Source organism: Caulobacter sp. GW821-FHT11A05 (assembly GCF_058809015.1).
In genome coordinates, this window is record NZ_JBXASF010000011.1 from 164,084 (window position 1) to 184,431 (window position 20,348).

17 protein-coding genes and 1 tRNA gene are annotated in these 20,348 nt (G+C 69.2%); 8 read left to right on the forward strand and 10 right to left on the reverse strand.

Annotated elements, in window-relative coordinates; genetic code table 11:
- Window positions 1–92 precede the first annotated feature (92 nt).
- Window positions 93–2,339, reverse strand: a complete 2,247-nt coding sequence (locus AC1RSK_RS16605) for a TonB-dependent receptor (RefSeq protein ID WP_492908698.1) — start codon at window positions 2,337–2,339, stop codon at window positions 93–95.
- A gap of 111 nt (window positions 2,340–2,450) precedes the next feature.
- Here AC1RSK_RS16605 and AC1RSK_RS16610 point away from each other — a divergent pair, with 111 nt between their 5' ends.
- From AC1RSK_RS16610 to AC1RSK_RS16620, 3 genes are all read left to right on the forward strand, one after another.
- Entirely contained in the window at window positions 2,451–3,776 is a 1,326-nt protein-coding gene (locus AC1RSK_RS16610) for a TetR/AcrR family transcriptional regulator (RefSeq protein ID WP_492908699.1), read from the forward strand.
- Window positions 3,773–4,921 carry a serine hydrolase domain-containing protein gene (locus AC1RSK_RS16615; RefSeq protein WP_492908700.1) on the forward strand — a complete coding sequence of 383 codons (1,149 nt, stop codon included), beginning with the start codon at window positions 3,773–3,775 and terminating at the stop codon, window positions 4,919–4,921. The genes AC1RSK_RS16610 and AC1RSK_RS16615 overlap by 4 nt, the downstream gene beginning before the upstream one ends.
- Window positions 4,922–5,103: 182 nt before the next feature.
- Window positions 5,104–5,179 (forward strand) — tRNA-Asn (locus AC1RSK_RS16620).
- A 175-nt stretch (window positions 5,180–5,354) separates the two neighbouring features.
- Here the strand turns inward: AC1RSK_RS16620 and AC1RSK_RS16625 are convergent.
- The gene (locus tag AC1RSK_RS16625) at window positions 5,355–5,999 is read right to left on the reverse strand and encodes a DsbA family oxidoreductase (RefSeq protein WP_492908701.1); all 645 of its coding nucleotides are present in this window, start codon (window positions 5,997–5,999) and stop codon (window positions 5,355–5,357) included.
- A gap of 10 nt (window positions 6,000–6,009) precedes the next feature.
- On the reverse strand, window positions 6,010–6,858 hold the full coding sequence (locus AC1RSK_RS16630) for an NAD(P)H-binding protein (RefSeq protein ID WP_492908702.1): 849 nt from the start codon (window positions 6,856–6,858) through the stop codon (window positions 6,010–6,012).
- Window positions 6,859–6,934: 76 nt separating this feature from the next.
- Between AC1RSK_RS16630 and AC1RSK_RS16635 the strand changes: the two genes are divergently transcribed.
- Both AC1RSK_RS16635 and AC1RSK_RS16640 read left to right on the forward strand, forming a co-directional pair.
- A complete protein-coding gene (locus AC1RSK_RS16635) occupies window positions 6,935–7,411 on the forward strand; it encodes a winged helix-turn-helix transcriptional regulator (RefSeq protein WP_492908703.1) in 477 nt (158 codons plus the stop codon).
- Between the two features lie 450 nt (window positions 7,412–7,861).
- Window positions 7,862–9,445 carry a Na+/H+ antiporter gene (locus AC1RSK_RS16640; RefSeq protein WP_492908704.1) on the forward strand — a complete coding sequence of 528 codons (1,584 nt, stop codon included), beginning with the start codon at window positions 7,862–7,864 and terminating at the stop codon, window positions 9,443–9,445.
- Here the strand turns inward: AC1RSK_RS16640 and AC1RSK_RS16645 are convergent.
- Together AC1RSK_RS16645 and AC1RSK_RS16650 are read right to left on the reverse strand one after the other, a co-directional pair.
- Window positions 9,423–9,815, reverse strand: a complete 393-nt coding sequence (locus tag AC1RSK_RS16645; RefSeq protein WP_492908705.1) for a response regulator — start codon at window positions 9,813–9,815, stop codon at window positions 9,423–9,425. The two genes, AC1RSK_RS16640 and AC1RSK_RS16645, sit on opposite strands and share 23 nt — an antisense overlap.
- 247 nt (window positions 9,816–10,062) lie before the next feature.
- The gene (locus AC1RSK_RS16650; protein ID WP_492908706.1) at window positions 10,063–10,578 is read right to left on the reverse strand and encodes a hypothetical protein; all 516 of its coding nucleotides are present in this window, start codon (window positions 10,576–10,578) and stop codon (window positions 10,063–10,065) included.
- Between the two features lie 76 nt (window positions 10,579–10,654).
- On the opposite strand from AC1RSK_RS16650, the gene AC1RSK_RS16655 reads away from it, so the two are divergent.
- Window positions 10,655–11,317, forward strand: coding sequence for a YoaK family protein (locus AC1RSK_RS16655; protein ID WP_492908707.1), 663 nt, complete (start codon window positions 10,655–10,657; stop codon window positions 11,315–11,317).
- On the opposite strand, the gene AC1RSK_RS16660 is transcribed toward AC1RSK_RS16655, so the two are convergent.
- Genes AC1RSK_RS16660 through kynB form a run of 4 tightly spaced genes read right to left on the reverse strand, consistent with a single transcriptional unit; the run spans window position 11,296 to window position 14,387 of the window.
- Window positions 11,296–12,072: an SDR family NAD(P)-dependent oxidoreductase gene (locus tag AC1RSK_RS16660; protein ID WP_492908708.1), complete on the reverse strand. Its 777-nt coding sequence runs from the start codon at window positions 12,070–12,072 to the stop codon at window positions 11,296–11,298. The two genes, AC1RSK_RS16655 and AC1RSK_RS16660, sit on opposite strands and share 22 nt — an antisense overlap.
- Window positions 12,072–12,512, reverse strand: a complete 441-nt coding sequence (locus AC1RSK_RS16665; RefSeq protein WP_492908709.1) for a VOC family protein — start codon at window positions 12,510–12,512, stop codon at window positions 12,072–12,074. The genes AC1RSK_RS16660 and AC1RSK_RS16665 overlap by 1 nt, the downstream gene beginning before the upstream one ends.
- 10 nt (window positions 12,513–12,522) lie before the next feature.
- Window positions 12,523–13,755 carry a kynureninase gene (gene kynU / locus AC1RSK_RS16670; protein WP_492908710.1) on the reverse strand — a complete coding sequence of 411 codons (1,233 nt, stop codon included), beginning with the start codon at window positions 13,753–13,755 and terminating at the stop codon, window positions 12,523–12,525.
- Window positions 13,755–14,387 carry an arylformamidase gene (gene kynB, locus AC1RSK_RS16675; protein ID WP_492908711.1) on the reverse strand — a complete coding sequence of 211 codons (633 nt, stop codon included), beginning with the start codon at window positions 14,385–14,387 and terminating at the stop codon, window positions 13,755–13,757. Before kynB ends, kynU begins: the two co-directional genes overlap by 1 nt.
- Before the next feature lie 221 nt (window positions 14,388–14,608).
- On the opposite strand from kynB, the gene AC1RSK_RS16680 reads away from it, so the two are divergent.
- Window positions 14,609–15,721, forward strand: a complete 1,113-nt coding sequence (locus tag AC1RSK_RS16680; protein ID WP_492908712.1) for an efflux RND transporter periplasmic adaptor subunit — start codon at window positions 14,609–14,611, stop codon at window positions 15,719–15,721.
- The gene (locus tag AC1RSK_RS16685) at window positions 15,718–18,975 is read left to right on the forward strand and encodes an efflux RND transporter permease subunit (protein WP_492908713.1); all 3,258 of its coding nucleotides are present in this window, start codon (window positions 15,718–15,720) and stop codon (window positions 18,973–18,975) included. Before AC1RSK_RS16680 ends, AC1RSK_RS16685 begins: the two co-directional genes overlap by 4 nt.
- A 212-nt stretch (window positions 18,976–19,187) precedes the next feature.
- Here the strand turns inward: AC1RSK_RS16685 and ypfJ are convergent, their stop codons facing one another.
- Window positions 19,188–20,048, reverse strand: coding sequence for a KPN_02809 family neutral zinc metallopeptidase (gene ypfJ / locus AC1RSK_RS16690; protein ID WP_492908714.1), 861 nt, complete (start codon window positions 20,046–20,048; stop codon window positions 19,188–19,190).
- Window positions 20,049–20,348: the final 300 nt, after the last annotated feature.

The following is a 20,348-nucleotide window of genomic DNA, read 5'->3' on the forward strand; positions in this document are numbered from 1 at the left end:
TACCCCCGCCAGCCGACATTGCAAATCCCCATAGCCTTGCGGCTAGATTGAGGCGGAGTTTTGCACTCCCGTAACGCGAATCAGCGGCTGCCCTACCAGCGTTTGGCCACCGTGGCGCCGAAGGTGCGCGGCGCGTTGTAGGTGCGGAAACCGACCCCCAGGGAGCCCAGGTTCGTTCCCTGCACCACGTACTGCTCGTCCGTCAGGTTCTTGCCCCACAGGCTGAACGACCAGCCGGCCTCTGAGGCCACACCGATCCGCCCGTCGAAGGTCCAGTAGCTGTCCTGCTGCAGCAGCGGATCGTTGAGCGCGTCCTTGTACAGGCTATCGGAATAGCGAGCCCCGCCCTGCAGTTGCAGGCTCCAGTCGCCGCCGAGCGCGATCTCATAGGCCCCCGAGGCATTGAAGGTGACTTCCGGGGCGTTGGGCAGGCGGTTGCCGGCCGGAACCACCCCGGCGGTCGCGGTGAATTCGCCCAGCTCCGCCTCCAGCAAGCCCAGGCCCAGCTGCAGGGTCAGACCGTCGACGGCCGGCGGTCGCCAGGTCAGGTCGGCGTCCAGGCCGGTGATCTTGGCCTCATCGACGTTGCCCAGCCGCTGGATCGGCAGCCCTCCGGAGGTGTCGCGGATGAAGGTCTGCACGTCGCTGTAGTCGTAATGGAAGACGCTGGCGGCGACCTGCACCCCGCCGCCGAGCCGGGCCTTCACCCCCGCCTCGTAGGCGACCAGGGTCTCCGGGTCATAGGGCTGCAGCTGGGCGTTGGTGGTGGTCACGCCGGAGAAGAAGCCGCCCGACTTCACCCCCTGGCTGACCAGGCCGTAGACCAGCACATCATCCGACGGCTTCCAGTTGAGGCCCAGCTTCCAGGACCAGTTGGTGTCGGAGATGGTCTCGTCGATGAACGACAGGCGGATCGGCCCGGCCCCGCAGGGCGCGCCGCTGAGCGCGCTGCCCGGGCACAGCGGCACGAGGTCGTCGGTGCCGCCCTGGTAGCTCTTCTCCTCCCAGGTGTAGCGCAGGCCGGCGACCAGGCTCAGCGTCGGGGCCAGGGTCCATTCGCCATGGCCGAACAGGGCGGCCGATTCGGTGTCCTGGTTGCCGAAGCTGTAGGTGCGGGTGTTGAACAGGTCCTCGAAGAAGCCGGGGTTGGCCGTCTCGACCGTATCCGAGGAATAGAAGGCCCCGACCAGCCAGGTCAGCCGATCGGTGTCGCCGGCCAGGCGCAGTTCCTGCGAGACCTGGCGGATATCGTCGTCCTGGATGAAGTCCAGCTGCCGCAGCGGCGTGGCGTCGGTGTCGATGTAGAAGCTGCGCTCGAAGTCCTGGTAGCCGGTGACCGAGGTCAGGGTTGCGAAGCCCAGGTCCCACTCGGCCCGCAGGGTCGCGCCCCACTGGTCGATGTCGTAGAAATTGTCGCCCGACCAGTCGCCCTTGAAGGGGTCGCCGTCGGGGTCGCGGTAGCCGAAGAAGTCGGTGCAGCGCGGATCGCCCGGGCAGGTCACGGCCGGCGACAGGGCCGAGGGGAAGACCCCCATGAACTCGCCCTGCCCCATCTCCGAGCGCACCCGCTGGCCCTCGAGCTTCAGGGTCACGTCGGCGTTGCCGGCCGCCCAGCGGGCCTGGGCCCGGCCCATCCAGACGTCGCGGCGCCCGATGTCGCGGTTCTGCACCCGGTTGAACCAGTAGCCCTCGTCCTGGCCGATGGTCTTGGCCGCGAAGCGCAGGGCGAAGCTGTCGCTGACCGAGATGTTGACCATCCCCTCGGCCTCATAGCTCTCGTAGTTGCCGATGCCGGCCGCCAGCCGGGCCGCGAAACCGCCGAAGCTCGGTCTGGCGGTCAGCACGTTGAGCGCCCCGGCCGTCGAGTTGCGGCCGTACAGGGTGCCCTGCGGCCCCTTCAGCAGCTCGACCCGCTCGATGTCGAAGAAGTCGAAGTTCATCTGGGCCAGCGAGGCCAGGTAGACCTCGTCGATATAGACCCCGGCGCTGGGGTTGTTGGCCGAGGAGAAGTCGTCCAGCCCGACGCCGCGGATGGTGATCACCGGCATGGCGCCCGGCACCTGTTCCTTGACGTCGACGTTGGGGGTCAGGTTGGTCAGGTCCTTGACCTGCTCGACCCGCCGGGTCTGCAGCGTCTCGGCCCCGGCCACGGCCAGGGTGCCGCCGACGTCGTAGACGCTCTGCTCGCGCTTCTGGGCGGTGACGGTGATCTCGTCGACCAGCTCGCCCTCCGGCGCCGGCGGAGGCGTCGACTGGGCGAAGGCGGCGCCGGCCGCCGTTAAAGCCAGGCTGATGGCGGTGGCGCCGAACAGGGCGCGACGAATCCTTTGGCTGTTCATCCCCAAATCCTCCCTGCCGCAGCCCCCGGTCGTTCGCCGGATTTCAACACTGCGGTATGTGGGGATAACGACACGACGGAAACCGCTTGTCAAATTTTTCGACACTGACGTATGTTGGTTGCATCAACCGTCGAGTTCCCCGACCCTCAGGCCATGGCCCCTCGCACCACCCCCGCCCGCAAGACCGCCGCGCCGTCCGCCGGCAAGGTCACCGCCAAGCGCAACCTCAAGCGCGAGGCGCTCCTGGCCCACGCCACGCGGCTGTTCAATCTGCGGGGGATCGCGGCCACGTCGCTGTCGGACATCGCCGAGGAACTGGGGCTGACGCGGGCCTCGCTCTACTACTACGTGGACGACCGCGATGAGCTGGTCTTCCAGTGCTACCAGCGCGCCTGCGACCAGACGGCCGAGGACCTGGCCCTGGCCTCGACCGACGCCGAAGACGGCTACGGCCGGGTGCTGGCCTTCGTGGCCCGCGCCACCGATCCGGCCCGGCCCGCGACCGCCGTGCTCAGCGAGCTGCCCTTCCTGGCCGAAACTCACCGGCTGGCCATCGACGCCGCCGCGCGCCGCAACGCCGTCCGGCTGGAAGAGCTGATCGAGGGCGGCATCGCCGACGGCTCCCTGCGCCCCTGCGACGCCCGCGTCATCGCCCAGGTCCTCATCGGCATCCTCAGCTGGACTCAGCTGTCGCCCCACTGGGTCGGCGGCGCCGACGGCCGCGCCTACCGCCGCCGGGTGCGGGCCGACCTGCACCAGCTGCTGTCGATGGGCACCTCCACGGCCGGGATCACCCCGCCCTGCCCGGTCGACGCCGACAGCTTCCTGCCCGGCCGCTTCAACGCCTTCGACCGCGCCGAGGCGGCCGAGATGAAGACGGCCCAGCTGGTCGCCACCGCCTCGCAGCTGTTCAACCGCCAGGGCATCGAAGCCACCTCGCTCGACGACATCAGCGCCGCCCTGGGGGCGACCAAGGGCGTCGTCTACCACTACATGCAGGACAAGACCGACCTGGTGCTGCGCTGCTACGAGCGGGCCTTCGACCTCTACGAGGGCTTCGTGGCGGCGGCCCAGAAGGTCGGAACCGACGGCCTGTCGCGCAGCCTCATCGGCGTCCACCTCAACGCCCAGGCCCAGGCCGGCGCCCTGTCGCCGCTGATGCCCCAGGCCGGCATGGAGGCCCTGCCGTCGCAGACCCGCGACGCCCTGACCCGCCGCGCCAAGGCCCTGCGCGTCCGCTTCGCCGCCTGGCTGCGCCAGGGCGCCGCCGACGGCTCCTGCTTCCCCTGCGACGTGGTCATCCGCTCGCAGGTCGGGGCCGGCGCCTTCGGCTGGCTGCCCAAGTGGATCACGCCCCAGGACGCCGCCCGGCCGCGCGCGCTGGCCGACGAGATCAACCGTTTCTTCGCCCTCGGTCTGAAAGCGAGACAGCCATGATCGACGCCCAAACCCTTCCGATCGCCGGAACCGTCGCGCCTGGGTTCGAGGCCGTGCGCGAGGCCTTCGTCGCCAACTTCCAGGCGGAAGAGCCCTACCGCGAAGTCGGCGCCTCGCTCTGCGTCTATCATCAGGGCAAACCGGTCGTGGACCTGTGGGGCGGCTGGCGCGACGCTGGGCGGCGCACGGCCTGGACCGCCGACACCCTGGCCAACGTCTGGTCGACCACCAAGGGCGTCACCGCCATCGCCCTGGCCAAGCTGGTGGACCAGGGCCTGATCGACTACGCCGCCCCGGTCGCCCGCTACTGGCCGGAGTTCGCGCAGGCCGGAAAGGGCGAGATCACCGTGGCCCAGCTGCTCTCCCACCAGGCCGGCCTGCCCGGCTTCGAGCTGCCGATGCCGCTGGAGGAGTTCTACGACTGGGAGATCGTCACCAGCCGGCTGGCCGCCCAGGCTCCGATGTGGCCGCCGGGGACCAGGAACAGCTACCACGCCATGACCTACGGCTTCCTGGCCGGCGAGCTGATTCGGCGGGTCAGCGGCCAGTCGGTCCACGACTATCTGGAGCGGGAGGTCGCCGGTCCGCTCGGCGCCGACATCCACATCGGCCTGGCCGAATCGGAGGAGCACCGGGTGGCGCCGCTCATCGCCCCCCTCGTCGCCGCCCCCTTTGACCCGGACATGCCACCCGAGGCCCTGGCCGCCGTGGCCAATCCCAACATGGAGCCGACCCTGCCCAACGACCGGGCCTGGCGCGCCGCCCAGATCCCGGCCGGCAACGGCCAGGCCACGGCCCGGGGCCTGGCCCGCCTCTACGGCGCGGTCGCCCATGGCGGGACGCTGGGCGGCGTGCGGCTGATGAGCGCGGAGACCATCGCCAGGATGACCACCGTCCAGACCCAGAGGGTCGATCTGATGTTCGGCATCGCCCCCTTCTGGGCCATGGGCCTGATCGTCAACGACGCCGGCATCTACGGCCCCTTGAAGACCACCTTCGGCCATTCCGGCTGGGGCGGCTCCTTCGGCTGCGCCGACGTCGGGGCCGACGTCTCCATTGGCTATGTCATGAACCAGATGGGCCCGCAGCTCAGCGGAGATCCCCGCGCCACCGCCCTTTGCGAGGCCGTCTTCGCCGCCTTGTGAGGCCTCGGAAATTTACCACTCGTTAACCATAAAAGCCGAGCTTCCTCCCGTCTTCCTTGAAGACACCCCACCATCACCGACTTTGAACAGCCCGGCCTCACCGCCGGGCTTTTTTTTCCGCCCGCAACCGCTTGCACCGGCCCGGCGCCCGGTCTATACGCCCCCTCCTCCAACGGTGATGTTCCTCGGTAGCTCAGTTGGTAGAGCAGTCGGCTGTTAACCGACTTGTCGCAGGTTCGAGTCCTGCCCGGGGAGCCATCGCCTTTCGTACGCTAGGGCGCGCTGCTGCGTACCAGCGGACGATAAATCCCTACGCCACGATTCGCTTCGCTCCTGCTGGCGTTGCCAATGTCGGGCCGCGAAACCGACGACGGGCATAGGATAGCGACAGGGACTATCGTCACACGCGCAGGAGACTGGCCGGTCGAGACGCTCAGGCGCTATTCAGCGCGGCCAGGAACTCAGCCGGCGATTGGCCGCCGCTCACGGACACATGGTCGTCGATCAGGAAGTGCGGCACGCTCCGGATGCCGCGCGCATGCGCTTCGGCCTGGTCCGCCTCGACATCGGAGGTGAAGCGGTCGCCGCTCAGGATGTCCGCAACGCTCGGTTCGCCGAGCCCGGCCTCGACCGCGAGGCGCAGGAGCGTGTCCCGATCGAACAGGTTGGCGTGCTCGGAGAAGTAGCCTCGGTGGAAACGCTCGATCAACGCCTTCTGCTTGCCCTCGGCGCGAGCCAGATGAAGGAGCCGATGGGCATCCAGCGTGTCGCCCGCCAGCGTATTCTCGAGATCGTAGGTGATGCCCTCCTCGGCCGCCACCTGCGAGACTTGCTTCAGGATCGGCGCAGCCTTCTGACCCCGGCCGAACTTGTGGGCGATGTGTTCGTCCACGCTGTGCGGCGCGATGCCAGGCATCAGCCGATACGAGCGATAGACAACTTCGACCCGGTCACGGCCGGCGGATTGCTCGCAGGCCTTGCCGAAGCGGCTGATGCCGATGGGGCAGATTGGGCAGATCACGTCGTGCCAGATTTCGACCGTCAGCGCGTCCGTCCTGGTTTGAACCTTGTCCAGCATGGCGCGGTCCTCACGAGAAAGCGGCGACAATGACGTCGCGGAGCGCGCGGGGCTTGCGGCCGGTGATCAGTTCAAAATGGCCGGTGACGATGTCGTAGGCGTGCCCGACCATGCCCTGCTTGACCTGGACGAGGAAGTCCACGATCGGCGCGGGAAGACCCGCTTGCGCCATGCCACCACGGAACTGGTCCTCGGTGACAATCGCGAAGCCAAGCGGCTTGCCAGTGACCTCGGCAACGATCGCCGCTTTCTCTGCGCCGGTGAGGCGCTCGGGCCCAGTAATGTCGTAGATCGCACCCGCATGGCCGCCGCTGACCAGCACGGCGGCAGTGGCCGCCGCTAAGTCCTCGCGCGCCACAAAGCCGGCCGATTCCTGGCCGAGGCCGATCAGCGCGCCGCTGGCGATCAGTATTTGCGCCTCCTGGGCGACGACCTCCGCGTAGAGGTTCATGCGCAGGATGGTCCAGCTTGCCGCAGCGCGGACCAGATGTTGCTCGGCGACCCAGAAATCGACGTGCATCGACGGCGCAGGAAGGTCCTTCGTACCCGCGTTCGACACCAGGACGATGTGCTTCACGCCTGCCTCCACCGCCGCGTCGATCGCCGTCACGAACTGCTTCGCCCGCGCGCCGGGCTCGACATCGACGCTCGGGACGAGGACGACGGCGTCGAGAGCCTGATAGGCCGCTGCAAGGCTGGCCGGCTGATCATAGTCGCCGAACCGGCCTTCTGCCGGGGCCTGGATGTTTTCCGGGCTGCGCGAGATGCCGACGACGCGGTGACCGGCGTGGCTGGCGATCAGATTCTCAACGATTGCTTTGCCGAGCTGACCGCTCGCTCCGCTGACTCCAACTTGCATTGCCGTGACTCCTTGAAGTACAAAATGTTCGTCACGAACTTAATGTTCTTGGAAGGGGCCACAAGAATGCACACGGTTGATCGTCACGATCATCGATGTTCGTTGGTCGGCCGGCCCCGAACGCCGTAGACGAGCAGAGAGGGTTTTGCTCATGACCACCCCGAAAGCTGGGCAGCCGACTCTCGCCGAGCTCGGCGAAGAGGGTCAGGCCGAGTGCCGCGCCATCATCCAGATCCTTGATCGGGTCGGCGACAAATGGGCGATCATGGTGATCGGCGCGCTGGCCAACGGGCCGGTGCGCTTCAACGCCATGTTGCGTGCCATCATCGGGGTTTCGCACCGGATGCTGACCCTCACACTACGCGGGCTTCAGCGCGACGGACTGATCGTTCGCCGGGCTTTCCCGACGATCCCGCCGAAGGTCGAGTATGAGCTGACGCCGCTAGGGCGCTCGCTCATCGATCCTCTCTGGAACCTGGTCGGTTGGGTCCAGACCAACCAGGTAGCGATCGAGACTGCGCGAGCCGAGTTCGACTCCCAAAAGGAGGACTGACTGTGAACACGACATCGCAAGCCGGGTGGGCGGAAGGCCAAGGCCCGATTGACATCAAGGCTTCCAAAAATGCTATTTTTTCAATCGCTTAGCAATATGTCTAGACATATTCACCGCCCCTGAAGGCCCTCGCCGAGGTCCCGACCCGAGGCGTGGGTCGCCGCGGCGCGTTTTCGACCCACAAACCCCGCGCCTCGACCAACACAGCGACCCACGCCGCGGGCTGCAATCCTGCCCCCCTGACCAACGCAAAAGCCCACGGAACAACGGGTTTGAACCGACTCCAGGGCGGTTCGACCAGCGCGCGCTTTTTTGTGGGTCGGGCGCGCGGCGGTATAATGGTCGCCGCTTCGATAAACCGCCCCATGGACGCGGGGTCGCCGCCGTTTCGCCAAGGCGGCGGAATCCGGCTATGCCGGCCAACATCGACCAGACCGGGAGCCAGCCCTGATGCATGCCGTTGGAGCGTTCGAGCTGGTGCTGGGGCTGCTGGCGCTGATCGTCGCCCTCCACTGGCTGGCGCTCAAATTCAGGCTGCCCCCCTGCACCGCCCTCCTCATCGGCGGCGGCGTGCTGGCCTTCGCGCCGGGGCTGCCGTCGGTCTCGCTCGATCCCGAGCTGGCGCTGGTGCTCTTCCTGCCGCCCCTCTTGATGGACGGCGCCTATTCCACGGCGCTGGGGCGTTTTCGCCGGCATCTGCCGGGCATCCTGTCGCTGGCGGTGGGGGCCGTGGTCTTCACCACCCTGACCGTCGGGGTCGTCGCCCATTGGCTGGTCCCCAGCCTGCCCTGGGCCGCCTGCTTCGCGCTGGGCGCCATCGTCTCGCCGCCGGACGCGGTCTCGGCCAGGGCCGTGCTGAAGGACATCACCCTGCCCCGCCGCCTGAGCGCCCTGCTCGAAGGCGAAAGCCTGCTGAACGACGCCACCGGCCTGATCCTGTTCCGCTTCGCGGTCGCCGCGACCCTGAGCGGCGTCTTCAACGCCGGCCAGGCGGTGGGGAGTTTCGCCGTCGTCGCCATCGGCGGCGTGGCCGTCGGCCTGGCGGTCGGCGCGGCCTGGGTCTTCCTGGCCAAACACCTGCGCAACCGGACCCTGGCGGTCGTCGCCACCGCCCTGCTCTGCTGGTCAGCCTATCTGGCGGGAGAAGCGGTCCATGTGTCGGGGGTGATCGCCACCGTCTCCGCCGGGCTGGTGATGGGCTGGTATCAGCATGTGATCTTCTCCGCCCAGGTCCGGCTGGTCGGCAATTCCTTCTGGCATGTGCTGGTGTTCGTGCTGGAAGCCATGGTGTTTATCCTGATCGGCTTCTCCCTGCGCGACATGATCGAGCGGCTGGGCGGCATCGGCGCCGTGCCGGTCTCGATGCTCTACACGGCGCTCGGCGTCATCGCGGCGGTCGTCGTCGCCCGCTTCGTCTGGATCCTCGGCTCCGACACCCTCATCGCCCTGGGCCGCAAGGTCGGCTTCAAGCGGCTCAACCCGCTCGGCTGGCGGCAGGCGACGGTTCTCGGCTGGGCCGGCATGCGGGGCGTGGTGACCCTGGCGGTGCCGCTGACCCTGCCCGTCGACATGCCGGGACGCGACCTGATGCTGCTCTGCGCCTTCGCCGTCATCTTCGCGACGGTGGTGGTGCAGGGCTCCAGCCTGGGTTGGCTGATCCGCCTGGTCCGGCCGGTCGACGAGGAGCCGCCGGCCAGGATGGCCATGCCGGCCGCCGAGGCCGCCATGGCCCGCGCCCGGCTGGCGATGGTCGAAAAGCTGGCCTACGCGCCGGATGGCGCGCTGCTGCATCCCCAGATCCTCGAGGATCACCGCAAGCGGGCCGGCTACATGGAGCGCTATGCGCAGAACGCCGCCGAGGCCATGGAAATCCTGCGCCCGCATTTCGACGTCCTGCTCGGGGCCATCGCGGCGGCGCGAGCCGAGCTGATCCGCGTCCATCGGGCCGGACTGATCGAAGACGAGGTGCTCCATGAACTGGAGCGCGACCTCGATGTGGAAGAGATGGGAATCACGCTCCAGCGGGGTGAGTAGGCGGCCCGCCAGCCAGCTGGCTCACCGCGACCAGCAGGTCGTCGCCGGACAGCGGTTTGGCCAGGGTGGCGTCGGCGCCGACCATGCTGGCCACCTTCAGGATGTCGAAGTCGGCGAAAGCCCCGCGGCCGGAAATGGCCAGGATGCGCACGGCCGGCCACCGCTGCTTCACCGTGCGGATCAGTTCGACGCCGTCCCGCTCGGGCATCAGCATGTCGGTGACGATGATGTCCGGCACGCGGAGCGTGATCATCCGAAGGGCGTGGCCGCCATCCGTGGCCTCGTCGGCCGCGTGGCCACCACCACGCAGGGCGCGACAACAGGCGAAGCGGAACGCCGCATCGTCATCAACCACAAGTACGAATGCCATCGCTTTCCCGAATCCCGACAGTGGGCCGACTGTCTGGTAGGCGACACAGGCTGGCGACGCTAGCGGCTAAAGCCCAATTTGGGTTGTTTATTCCGCCTTCAGGCCGCGTTGTCCAGATCTTCGACAGGGGCTCGCGCAGCCTGCGATGTCTTCCACCAATCGCCGATGGCGTCGATCAAGGGAACGAGGCGGCGGCCCGCGTCGGTGAGGCGTCGACGGCTTGCCGGCGCCACAGACCCGGCGACGCCTAGCCGCCTGCCTTGCGGTAATCCTCCTCCGCCGCCTCGACGGCTGCCTCGGCCTTGGCCAACATCCGCTCCACCCGCGCCTGCCCGGCCGCCAGGGCCTCGCGCGCGGCCTCCACCGCCGTTTCGAGATCGGCCAGCCGGCGCTCCCCCTCGTTCCGGGCCGCGTCCAGCGCCGCCCGCGCCTTATCCAGCCTGACCCGGCTCGGCGCCTTGCGGGACTTCGGCCCCTTCGAGGCCGCCGCCAGCGCGCCCGACCAGTCGCTGTCCGCTGGCCCGGCGGTGAACCGGCCGCCGGTCTTGGGTCGTTTCAGCGGCACGCCGGGCTGGGCGTTGGCCGCCTCGACCAGCTCCGGCTCCCTGGTCAGCCCGGCCAGTCCCTGGGCGAACAGGTTCTGATGCAGGCCGAACGCCTCCAGCGCCGCGGTCTGGTTCGGGGCGGCGACGATCCACTGGTTCAGGCCGTCGATCTCGGCGGTATAGGTGCGCAGCGCGCCCTTGGGTCGCGGACCGGTCATGCCAACCTAACGTCGCCGGCGACCGGCCGTTCACGACCCGCGCCGCCGGCCGCGACTCCGCGTAGGGTTTGGAGCCATGCACCACCACAGCAGACCCCTGCGCGCCTTGGCGATCGGCCTGTCGACCCTGGCGGGGTTTATCGACGCCGTCGCCTTTCTCGACGTCGGCGGCTTCTTCGTCTCCTTCATGAGCGGCAACTCCACGCGGCTGGGCGTCGGCCTGGCGATCGGGTCCGGAGCGGCCGCGACGGCGGCGGCGCTGATCGCCGCCTTCGTGACGGGGGTGACGGTCGGGTCCCTGCTCGGCCAGCTGGCGGGGGTCCGCCGGCGGCTGGTCCTGCTGCTGTTCATCACCCTGGTGCTGGCGGCCGCGGCCTTAGCCAGGGCCGTCGTTCCCCCGATCGCCGCCGCGCTCGTGCTGGCCCTCGCCATGGGCGCGGCCAACGCCGCCTTCGAGCGGGACGGCGAGGTGACCTTTGGCGTCACCTACATGACCGGCGCCCTGGTCAAGCTGGGCCAGCGGATCGCCCTGGCCCTGCGGGGCGGCGACCGGCTGGCCTGGCTGCCCTATCTGCTGCTTTGGAGCGGCCTGGCGGCGGGCGGCCTGTGCGGCGCCCTCGCCTACGGCCGGATCGGCTTCGGGGCGGTCTGGATCGCCGCGGCGGCAAGCGCCCTGCTGGCCCTGGCCGCCCAGTTGATCGACCGGCGGGCCGAGGCTCAGTCCACGGGCACGGTGTAGTTCAGCGCCAGCCTGCCGCCGTCCGGATACAGGGTCTGGCCGGTGAAGTAGCTGCCGTCCTCGCCGGCCAGGAAGACCGCCACCCTGGCGATCTCCTCAGGCTCGCCGATCCGCTTCAGCGGCGTGCGGGCCAGGACGCCCTTGGCCGCGTCCGGGCTGGTCATGACGCCCTTGAGGATGTCGGTGGCGATGGTCCCTGGCCCGATGGCGTTGACGCGGATGCCGTGCGGCGCGAGGCCCAGGGCCATGGCCTTGGTCAGCTGGTTCATCGCCCCCTTGCTGGTCACGTAGGCCAGCTGGGTGGGGATGGCGACCACGGCGTTGATCGAGCTGATGTTGACGATCGAGCCCTTCAGGTTCGCCGCCACCATGCCCTGGGCAACCGCCTGGCCGATGACGAAGGCGCCCCGGATGTTGATCGACATCACCCGGTCGAAGTCGGCCAGGCTGGCGGTGAGGATGTCGCCCGGGGCGACGATGCCGGCGTTGTTGACCAGCAGGTCGATGGGGCCGATGGCCTCGGCGGCCTTGGCGACGGCGGCGAGCGCGGCGTCCGCGTCGCTGACGTCACAGGCCAGGCCGACCGCCTTGCGCCCGGTCTCGGCCGCCAGGGCCCGCGCCGCCGCGTCGGCCGCCGCGCCGTCGATGTCGAGCAGCACCACGTCGGCGCCCTCGCGGGCGAAGGCCTGGGCGATGGCCAGGCCGATGCCATGAGCGCCGCCGGTGACCAGGGCTTTGCGTCCGATGAGTTTCACTACCAGGCTCCGACGTTGGGCATTGAGGACCAGGGTTCGGCGGGCGCCAGGCGCTCGCCCTTCTGCAACAGTTCGATGGAGATGCCGTCCGGCGAGCGGACGAAGGCCATATGGCCGTCGCGCGGCGGCCGGTTGATGGTCACCCCGCCGTCGGCCAGCCGCTGGCAGGTGGCGTAGATATCGTCGACCGCATAGGCCAGATGGCCGAAGTTGCGGCCGCCCTGGTAGTCCTCCGGGTCCCAGTTGTGGGTCAGCTCGACCATCGGCGCCTTGCGCTGCCGGGCCAGTTCCAGGTCGTCCGGCGCCGCGAGAAACACCAGGGTGAACCGGCCGCCCGGGTTGTCCTGCCGGCTGACCTCGGCCAGGCCCAGCTTGGCGCAGTAGAAGTCGAGAGCGGCGTCCAGGTCGGCGACCCGGACCATGGTGTGGAGGTACTGCATCGGGGCTCCTTCAGGTAACGGCGGCGCGCTGGCGGAACTGGGGTTGATCGTAGGCGCCGGTGGAAACCACCTGGCCCAGGATGTCGGCGGATTGCGCGACCTGGGCGAAGCTCAGGGTCAGGGGCGAGAAGCCGAAGCGGGCGATGTCCGGATCGCGGAAATCGCCGATGACACCCCGGGCGATCAGGGCCTGGACGATGGCGTACCCGTCGGGGTGCGAGAAGCTGACGTGGCCGCCGCGCAGGGTCGCCTCGCGCGGGGTGACCAACCGCAGGTCCGCGCCGGCCGGCCCGGCCTCGACCCGGCGGATGAAGAGGTCGGTCAGCGCCGCGGCCTTGGCCCGCAGGGCCTTCGGCCCCGCCCTGGCCGCCAGCGCCACGCCGCACTCCAGCGCGCTGACGCCGAGCACCGGCGGGGTGCCGCAGGCGAAGCGGGCGATGCCGCCGGCTGGGTCGTAGGCGTCCTGGAAGGTGAAGGGCGCGGCATGGCCCATCCAGCCCGACAGCGGCGAGATCAAGCTGTCCTGGTGCCGCCTGGCGACGAACAGGAAGGCCGGCGCCCCCGGGCCGCCGTTCAGGTACTTGTAGCCGCAGCCCACCGCCAGGTCGGCTTCGCAGCCGTTCAGGTCGACCTCCAGCACCCCGGCGCTGTGGCTCAGGTCCCAGATGACCAGCGCCCCGACCGCGTGGGCCGCCGCCGTCAGCCGGGCCATGTCTCGGATGCGGGCGGTCTTGTAGTGGGCGTGGCAGAGCACCAGCACGGCCACGTCCTCGCTGAGCGCCGCCTCGATCTCCTCGGAGGGCCGCAGCTCCAGCCGCCGCCCCTCGCCCATCGTCCGCACGGCGCCTTCCAGCATGTAGAGGTCGGTCGGGAAGTCGCCCGGCTCCGACAGGGCCACCTTGCGGCCGGGCCGGGCCTGCATGGCCGCCACCGCCAGCTTGTAGAGGTTGGCCGAGGTGGAATCGGCGACGATCACCTCCCCCGCCCCAGCGCCGATCAGCCCGGCGATGGCGTCGCCGACCCGGCGCGGCGCCCCGATCCAGTCGTGGTCGTTCCAGCCGCGGATCAGGCTCTGGCCCCACTCCTGCTCGACGACCTCGCGCAGCCGCGCTCGCGCCGCCTTCGGCATCGGCCCCAGCGAATTGCCGTCGAGGTAGAGCAGGCCCTCGGGAATCTCGAATTCCCCAAGCAGGCCAGCCAGCGGGTCGGCCGCGTCCAGGGCCGCAATGTCGGCGTCGGTCATCAGCTCAACTCTCGCAGCACGGCCCGCACCGGCGAGGCGTCCAGCCCGACCAGCGGCAGCGGCAGGGCGATCAGTTCATAGTCCCCCGGCAGAGGCGCGGTCAGCACCAGGCCTTCGAGAATCGCCATGCCCCGCGCCGCCACCCGGCGGTGCGCGTCCATGGTCTTGGAGGTCTCCGGATCGAGCGAGGCAGTGTCCACCCCGATCAATCGCACACCGTGGTCGGCCAACAGGTCGATGGTCTGAGGCGCGATGGCCTTGAAATCGCTGTCCCAGGTCTCGTGCGGGAAAGCCTCGTAAGTCCGCAGCAGCACCCGCGCTGGAACCCCCGCCAGCGCCGCGGCCACATCGGCTGGTTCGATTCGCGCGCCCGCGCCGCGGACGTCGATCAGCCGGCACGGCCCCAGGTAGACCGACAGGTCGACCGCCTCGGCCGTCACCCCGTCCGCGTCATAGTGAAACGGCGCATCGCCATGGGTGCCGGCGTGCACCGACTGGCTGAAGCGGCCGACATTGACCGGCGTCCCAGGCCCCATGCTCCACACCCCGCCGCTCTCGAACGGGGTGTCGCCGGGCCAGCTCGGCATGCCGGGGCGCAAGGGCTGGGTGATGTCCCACAACAGGGCGGTCATGGGATGCGCTTATGGGACGAGGAGGCCGGCTTGGGAAGCCATCCCCAAAGGGAAGCGACCTCGCCGACACACCGGCGGCGGAACCTGGACGATCCGGCGCATTCTGTCTGGAATTTCATTTGCCCGGAATGGGGGCAGACAGGTATCAGAACACTGTTCAGATTAGTCTTTGGGGATAGGCGCGCCCGTCGCGACGGTCGGTTGCGCTCATAGGGCCGGTTATGCAGATCAAACAATCTCACATCGTCGCCGCGGCGATCCTGGGCGGCGTTGTGCTGCTGTTCGTCATCGGCGGCCTGTTCAGCGCCCTCTCCGGCAAGAAACCCGACGCCAAGGCTGAAACCAAGCCGGTGGCCCTGATGGTCACCACCCGCCTGATCGAGCCCCAGCTGCGCCCCGGGGCCATCGTCCTGCGCGGCCGCACCGAGGCGGCCCGCACCGTCATCGTCCGCGCCGAGACCGCTGGCCCGGTCGCCGCCGTCCCGGCCTCGGAAGGCAGCTTCGTGCGTCGCGGCGCCATCCTCTGCCGCGTCTCGGTCGACGCCCGCCAGGCCTCCCTCGACCAGGCCCGCGCCAACCTCAAGTCCCGCCAGCTGCAGAAGGAGGCCAGCGCCCGTCTGGCCGCCCAGGGCTACCGCTCCCAGACCCAGGTGCTGCAGGACCAGGCCAACCTCGATTCCGCCCAGGCCGCCGTGCGCCAGGCCGAAGTGCTGCTCGAACAGGTCAATATCCGCGCCCCGTTCAGCGGCGTCTTCGACCGCCGCGAGGCCGAGGTCGGGACCTATCTCGCTCCCGGCGGCGCCTGCGGCACCATGCTGGAGCTGGATCCGCTGGTCATCGTCGCCGACCTGGCCGAGAGCCAGATCGGCAAGGTCCGCGTCGGCGAAAGCGCCACCGCCACCCTGACCACCGGCGAAGTCCTGAGCGGCCGCATCCGCTTCGTGGCCCGCGACGCCGATCCCCAGACCCGCACCTACCGGGTCGAGGTCGTCGCCTCCAATCCCAGCTCCCGCGCCCGTTCCGGCCTGTCGGCCGACGTCCGCATCGCCACCCCGGCCGCCTCCGCCCACCGCCTGCCCTCCTCGGCCCTGGTGCTGGGCTCGGACGGCCGTCAGGGCGTCCGCTACGTGGTCGGGGCCGGCCAGGTGGCCTTCGCCCCCGTCGAGGTGCTGGAGCAGATGCCGGACGGCATCTGGGTCAGCGGCCTTGAAGGCCCGATCCAGCTGATCATCGCCGGCCAGGCCTTCGTCAGCGAAGGCCAGACCGTCCGCGTCAAGGCCGAAGGCGCGCCCGCCGCGCCGGTGGCCACGCCTGTGAAGGCCGCCCGCCCATGATCTCCGCCCTGATCCATGCCGCCATCCGGCGGCGCAAGGTGGTGCTGGGGGTCGCGGCGGTGCTGTCGATCTTCGGCCTGGTCACCTATCTCAACCTGCCGCGGGAATCGAACCCCGACATCCCGGTGCCCTTCGTCAGCATCCAGGTGCCCTACCCCGGCGTCTCGCCGGAAGACGCCGAGCGCCTGCTGGTCCGCCCGCTGGAGACCGAGCTTCAGTCCCTCGAAGGGCTGAAGGAGATGAACGGCGTGGCAGTGCAGAACGCCGCCCTGATCTACCTGGAGTTCGACCCGTCGTTCGACGTCGACAAGGTGCTGCAGGACGTCCGCGCCAAGGTCGACATGGCCCGCGGCCGCTTCCCGCCCGACGCCGAAGAACCGATCATCAGCGAGAACAACGTCAACGACGACCCGTTCATCGGCATCATGATGTACGGCGCCGCGCCCGAGCGGACGATGTTCCAGACCGCGCGCGAACTGCAGGACCGTCTCGAAACCCTGCCCGGCGTGCTGCGCACCGATCTCGGCGGCAGTCGCGAGGAGGTGCTGGAAGTCACCATCGACCCGGCTCGCATGCAGGCGGCCAACGTCAGCGCCAGTGAACTGGCCCAGGTCATCGGCCGCAACAACCAGCTGATCCCGGCCGGCAACCTGCGCACCAAGGACACCGAGTTCGCGGTCAAGATCCCCGGCGTCGTCGAGGAACCGGCCGACATCCTGGCCCTGCCGATCAAGCGCAACGGCGACCGGCTGATCACGGTCGGCGACATTGGCGAGGTGCGCCGCACCTTCAAGGACCCCGGCCGCATCACCCGCTTCAACGGCCAGCCGACCTTCTCCATCGACGTGGTCAAGCGCTCGGGGGCCAACATCCTCGACAGCGTCAAACAGGTGCGGGCCGCCGTCGCCGAGGAGCAGAAGCGCTGGCCGGGGACGATCCAGGTCGCCTACACCTTCGACGAAAGCGAGTTCATCGAGCGCAGCCTGTCGATCCTGGAAAGCGGGCTGATCATCGCCACCATCCTGGTCATGACCATCATCGTCGGCAGCCTCGGCGTGCGTCAGGGCATCATGGTCGGGCTGTCGATCCCGGTCTGCTTCATGATCGGCTTCCTGCTGCTGCAGGCCTTCGGCCTGACGCTCAACATGATGGTCATGTTCGGCCTGGTGCTGGCCGTCGGCATCCTGGTCGACGGGGGCATCGTCGTCGTCGAATACGCCGACCGCAAGATGGCCGAGGGCATGCCCCGCGAGGAGGCCTTCGCCGCCGCCGGCACCCGCATGTTCTGGCCGGTCGTCAACGGCACCCTGACCACCCTCTGCGCCTTCGTGCCGTTCCTGTTCTGGAACAGCATCCCGGGCAAGTTCATGAGCTTCCTGCCCATCACCCTGATGATGGTGCTGTCGGCCTCGATCTTCGTCGCCCTGATCTTCACCCCGGCGCTGGGCTCGCTCATGGGCCGCAAGCAGGGCGTCGACCTCCATCACCTGGAGGAGATCCGAAAGTCGGAACATGGCGATCCGCGCCAGATGGACGGCTTCATGGGCTGGTACGCTCGCATCCTCTGGTGGTCGGGCCACCACCCCTTCCGGGTGACCGGGGCGGCGCTGGTGGTCATGGCCATCATCCTCGGCCTCTTCATGAGCCAGAAGCACCGCACCGAATTCTTCCTGGACCAGGATCCGGAATACGCCGCCGTCTACGTCAAGGCGCGCGGCAACCTGACGCCGGAGTCCGCCAACATCCTGGTCGGCCAGGTCGAGAGACGGCTGGACGGCATCAAGGGCATCAACTCGGTCTATGTCTCGGCCGGCAAGATGGGCAGCGGCGGCTTCGGCGGCCCGCCCGCCGACTCGGTCGGCCGCATCCAGATCGATTTCGTCGACTTCGAGGAGCGCAAGGAACTGGGCGTCCGCGGCCAGGACATCGCCGACGAGATCCGCAAGCGGGTCGCCGACATGCCCGGCGTGCTGACCGAGGTGCGCCTGCCCCAGGGCGGCCCGCCGCAGGGCAAGGACGTCCAGGTCGAGCTTCGCGGCCCCGACCCGGCCCCCCTCAACCGCGCCGCCGACATGATCAAGGCCAAGCTGGCCGCCGATCCCCAGCTGATCGAGCAGGAGGACAACCGCGCCTCCCCCGGCATTGAGCTGAACCTGACCATCGACCGCGCCGCCGCCGGCCGCTACGGCGTCGACGTGTTGTCGGTCGGCCAGGCCGTGCAGTTCGTCACCACCGGCGTGCTGGCCGGCCGCTTCCGGCCCGACGACGCCGAGGACGAACTGGACATCCGCGTCCGCTTCACGCGGGAGCACCGCAACCTCGCCGCCTTCGAGCAGCTGAAGATCACCACCCCCTTCGGGCCGGTGCCGGCCAGCTACTTCATCAAGGAAAAACCCAGCCAGCAGGTGACCAGCATCCAGCGCCGGGACGGCCAGCGCCTGGTCCTGCTGCAGGCCAACACCATCGACGGCGTCGCCGCCAACCAGAAGGTCGCCGAGCTGAAATCCTGGCTCGAGAAGGCGCCGCTCGAGAACAGCGTGCGCTGGAAGTTCAGCGGTTCGGATGAGGAAGGGGCCGACGCGGCGCGGTTCTTCATGTTCGCCATGATCGCCACCCTCTGCATGATGGCGGTGATCCTGCTGTGGCAGTTCAACAGCTTCTACGGGATCGTCGTCACGCTCTTCGCCGTCATCCTGTCGGTGTTCGGGGTGCTGCTGGGGGTGGTCGTCAACGTCGCCCACACCTTCGACTACATCTCGGTGATCATGCTCGGGACAGGGATCATCGCCCTGGCCGGGGTGGTGGTCGGCCACAACATCGTGCTGGTCGACACCTTCTACCAGCTGCGCAGGCAGGGCTACGAGCCGGACGAGGCGGCCATGCGCGCGGCCGTCCAGCGCTTCCGGCCGGTCATGCTGACCACGGTGGTGACGGTCATCGGCCTGCTGCCGCTGATGTTCCAGCTGCACCCCAACTTCCGCGGCCTGCACTTCGAGTACAAGGCGCCGGGCTCCGAATGGTGGGTCCAGCTGTCGGCCGCGGTGGTCTGGGGCCTCAGCTTCTCCACCCTGCTGACCCTGTTCCTGACCCCCGCCGCCCTGGCCGCGCCCAAGACCCTGGTCCGCCGGTTCAAGAACATCTGGCGGATGCTGTTCGGCGGCGTGCGCTGGGAAGACCGCGTGCGCCAGGGCGACGATGTGCGGATCGACCCGGAACCGGCCAACGAGGACGGCCTGCGGCCGGCGGCGGAGTAACGCGCGCTTCTGGCGCGCCCTTCTCCCGCTTGTCGGGAGAAGGTGGCCCCCGAAGGGGGTCGGATGAGGGCAGAGCGGAAGGGTGGGATTGGCATTGGCGCCGCTTCACTGACCGCGCCAAAACGCGCTCCGGCGTGACAGGCCGGCGCTGCCCTCATCCGAGCCCTACGGGCCCACCTTCTCCCGACAAGCGGGAGAAGGATCGCTGCAGCTCAGAGCGACCGCGCGCTAAACGTATCGCACGCCGCCGGGTCACCTGCCTCATACCCCGCCCGGAACCAGCGCATCCGCTGCGCCGCCGTGCCGTGGGTGAAGGCGTCCGGGACCACGCGCCCCTGCGTCTTCTTCTGGATCGTGTCGTCGCCGACCGCCGAGGCCGCGCCCAGACCGTCGGTGATGTCCTGGGCATTGAACCGAAGCCCGCCGCCGGCCTGGGTCCCGGCCCGCGCCGCCCAGACGCCGGCGTAGCAGTCGGCCTGCAGCTCCAGCCGCACGGCCCCGCTCTCCTCGCCGCGCATGCCCAGGCGCCGGGCCTTGTCCATGGCGCCTTCGAGGTTCTGCACGTGATGGCCGACCTCATGGGCGATGACATAGGCCCGGGCGAACTCGCCGCTGGCCCCGAACTTGGTCTCCAGCTCGTTCCAGAAGCCGAGGTCGAGATAGATCTTGTGATCCGTCGGGCAGTAGAACGGCCCCATGGCCGACTGGCCGGTCCCGCAGCCGGTGGGGGTCGCGACATCGTACAGCACCGCGCCGGCTGGCCGCTCGTACTGCTGGCCCGAGGCCGCGAAGATCGCCGTCCACACCTCGGTGGTCGACTGTTCGATGACATCGACGAACTGCCCGGCCTCGTCCTGCGGGGTGCCGCGCTGGCCTTCCTGGGCCGGAACCGCGCCGCCACCGGCCCCAGCCACCAGGTCCATGGCCTGCTGCGGGTCCATGTCGAAGACGAACACCCCGATCAGCACCGCCGCGATCCCGAGAATCCCGACCCCGCCGCCAATTGCCGCGCCGCCGCCCATGCCCCGCCGGTCTTCGATATTGCCGCCCCGGCGGCCGCCGCGCCATTCCATGAGGTCTTCTCCCAACCCGTGTCAGCGCACAGTGACCTCAGGAACGCGGGGGGAGCAACAGCGATCCTCAGCGAAGCGCCCTTCTCCCCCTAGCGCGCCCCGGCGCGCCCTTCTCCCGCTTGTCGGGAGAAGGTGGGCCCCGAAGGGGGTCGGATGAGGGCAGCGCCGGCTGGAGAAGATTGTCGCCTGCGCAACCCGCGCCAGAACGCGCGCAAACGGATGGGCCGGCGCTGCCCTTGTGTGTTTGCGATCTGTCATTGTGCCGATTGCGGGCGGTCGTAGCAGCGACCGCCCGCGACG

Bases quoted from the DNA above. Each gene is read 5' to 3' on its own strand.
- AC1RSK_RS16680 (WP_492908712.1), top strand. From the start codon at position 14,609: ATGCAGATCAAACAATCTCACATCGTCGCCGCGGCGATCCTGGGCGGC.
- ypfJ (WP_492908714.1), bottom strand. From the start codon at position 20,048: ATGGAATGGCGCGGCGGCCGCCGGGGCGGCAATATCGAAGACCGGCGG.
- AC1RSK_RS16605 (WP_492908698.1), bottom strand. From the start codon at position 2,339: ATGAACAGCCAAAGGATTCGTCGCGCCCTGTTCGGCGCCACCGCCATC.
- AC1RSK_RS16655 (WP_492908707.1), top strand. From the start codon at position 10,655: ATGCACCACCACAGCAGACCCCTGCGCGCCTTGGCGATCGGCCTGTCG.
- AC1RSK_RS16685 (WP_492908713.1), top strand. From the start codon at position 15,718: ATGATCTCCGCCCTGATCCATGCCGCCATCCGGCGGCGCAAGGTGGTG.
- AC1RSK_RS16625 (WP_492908701.1), bottom strand. From the start codon at position 5,999: ATGCTGGACAAGGTTCAAACCAGGACGGACGCGCTGACGGTCGAAATC.
- kynU (WP_492908710.1), bottom strand. From the start codon at position 13,755: ATGACCGACGCCGACATTGCGGCCCTGGACGCGGCCGACCCGCTGGCT.
- kynB (WP_492908711.1), bottom strand. From the start codon at position 14,387: ATGACCGCCCTGTTGTGGGACATCACCCAGCCCTTGCGCCCCGGCATG.
- AC1RSK_RS16630 (WP_492908702.1), bottom strand. From the start codon at position 6,858: ATGCAAGTTGGAGTCAGCGGAGCGAGCGGTCAGCTCGGCAAAGCAATC.
- AC1RSK_RS16640 (WP_492908704.1), top strand. From the start codon at position 7,862: ATGCATGCCGTTGGAGCGTTCGAGCTGGTGCTGGGGCTGCTGGCGCTG.
- AC1RSK_RS16645 (WP_492908705.1), bottom strand. From the start codon at position 9,815: ATGGCATTCGTACTTGTGGTTGATGACGATGCGGCGTTCCGCTTCGCC.
- AC1RSK_RS16650 (WP_492908706.1), bottom strand. From the start codon at position 10,578: ATGACCGGTCCGCGACCCAAGGGCGCGCTGCGCACCTATACCGCCGAG.
- AC1RSK_RS16615 (WP_492908700.1), top strand. From the start codon at position 3,773: ATGATCGACGCCCAAACCCTTCCGATCGCCGGAACCGTCGCGCCTGGG.
- AC1RSK_RS16610 (WP_492908699.1), top strand. From the start codon at position 2,451: ATGTTGGTTGCATCAACCGTCGAGTTCCCCGACCCTCAGGCCATGGCC.
- AC1RSK_RS16665 (WP_492908709.1), bottom strand. From the start codon at position 12,512: ATGCAGTACCTCCACACCATGGTCCGGGTCGCCGACCTGGACGCCGCT.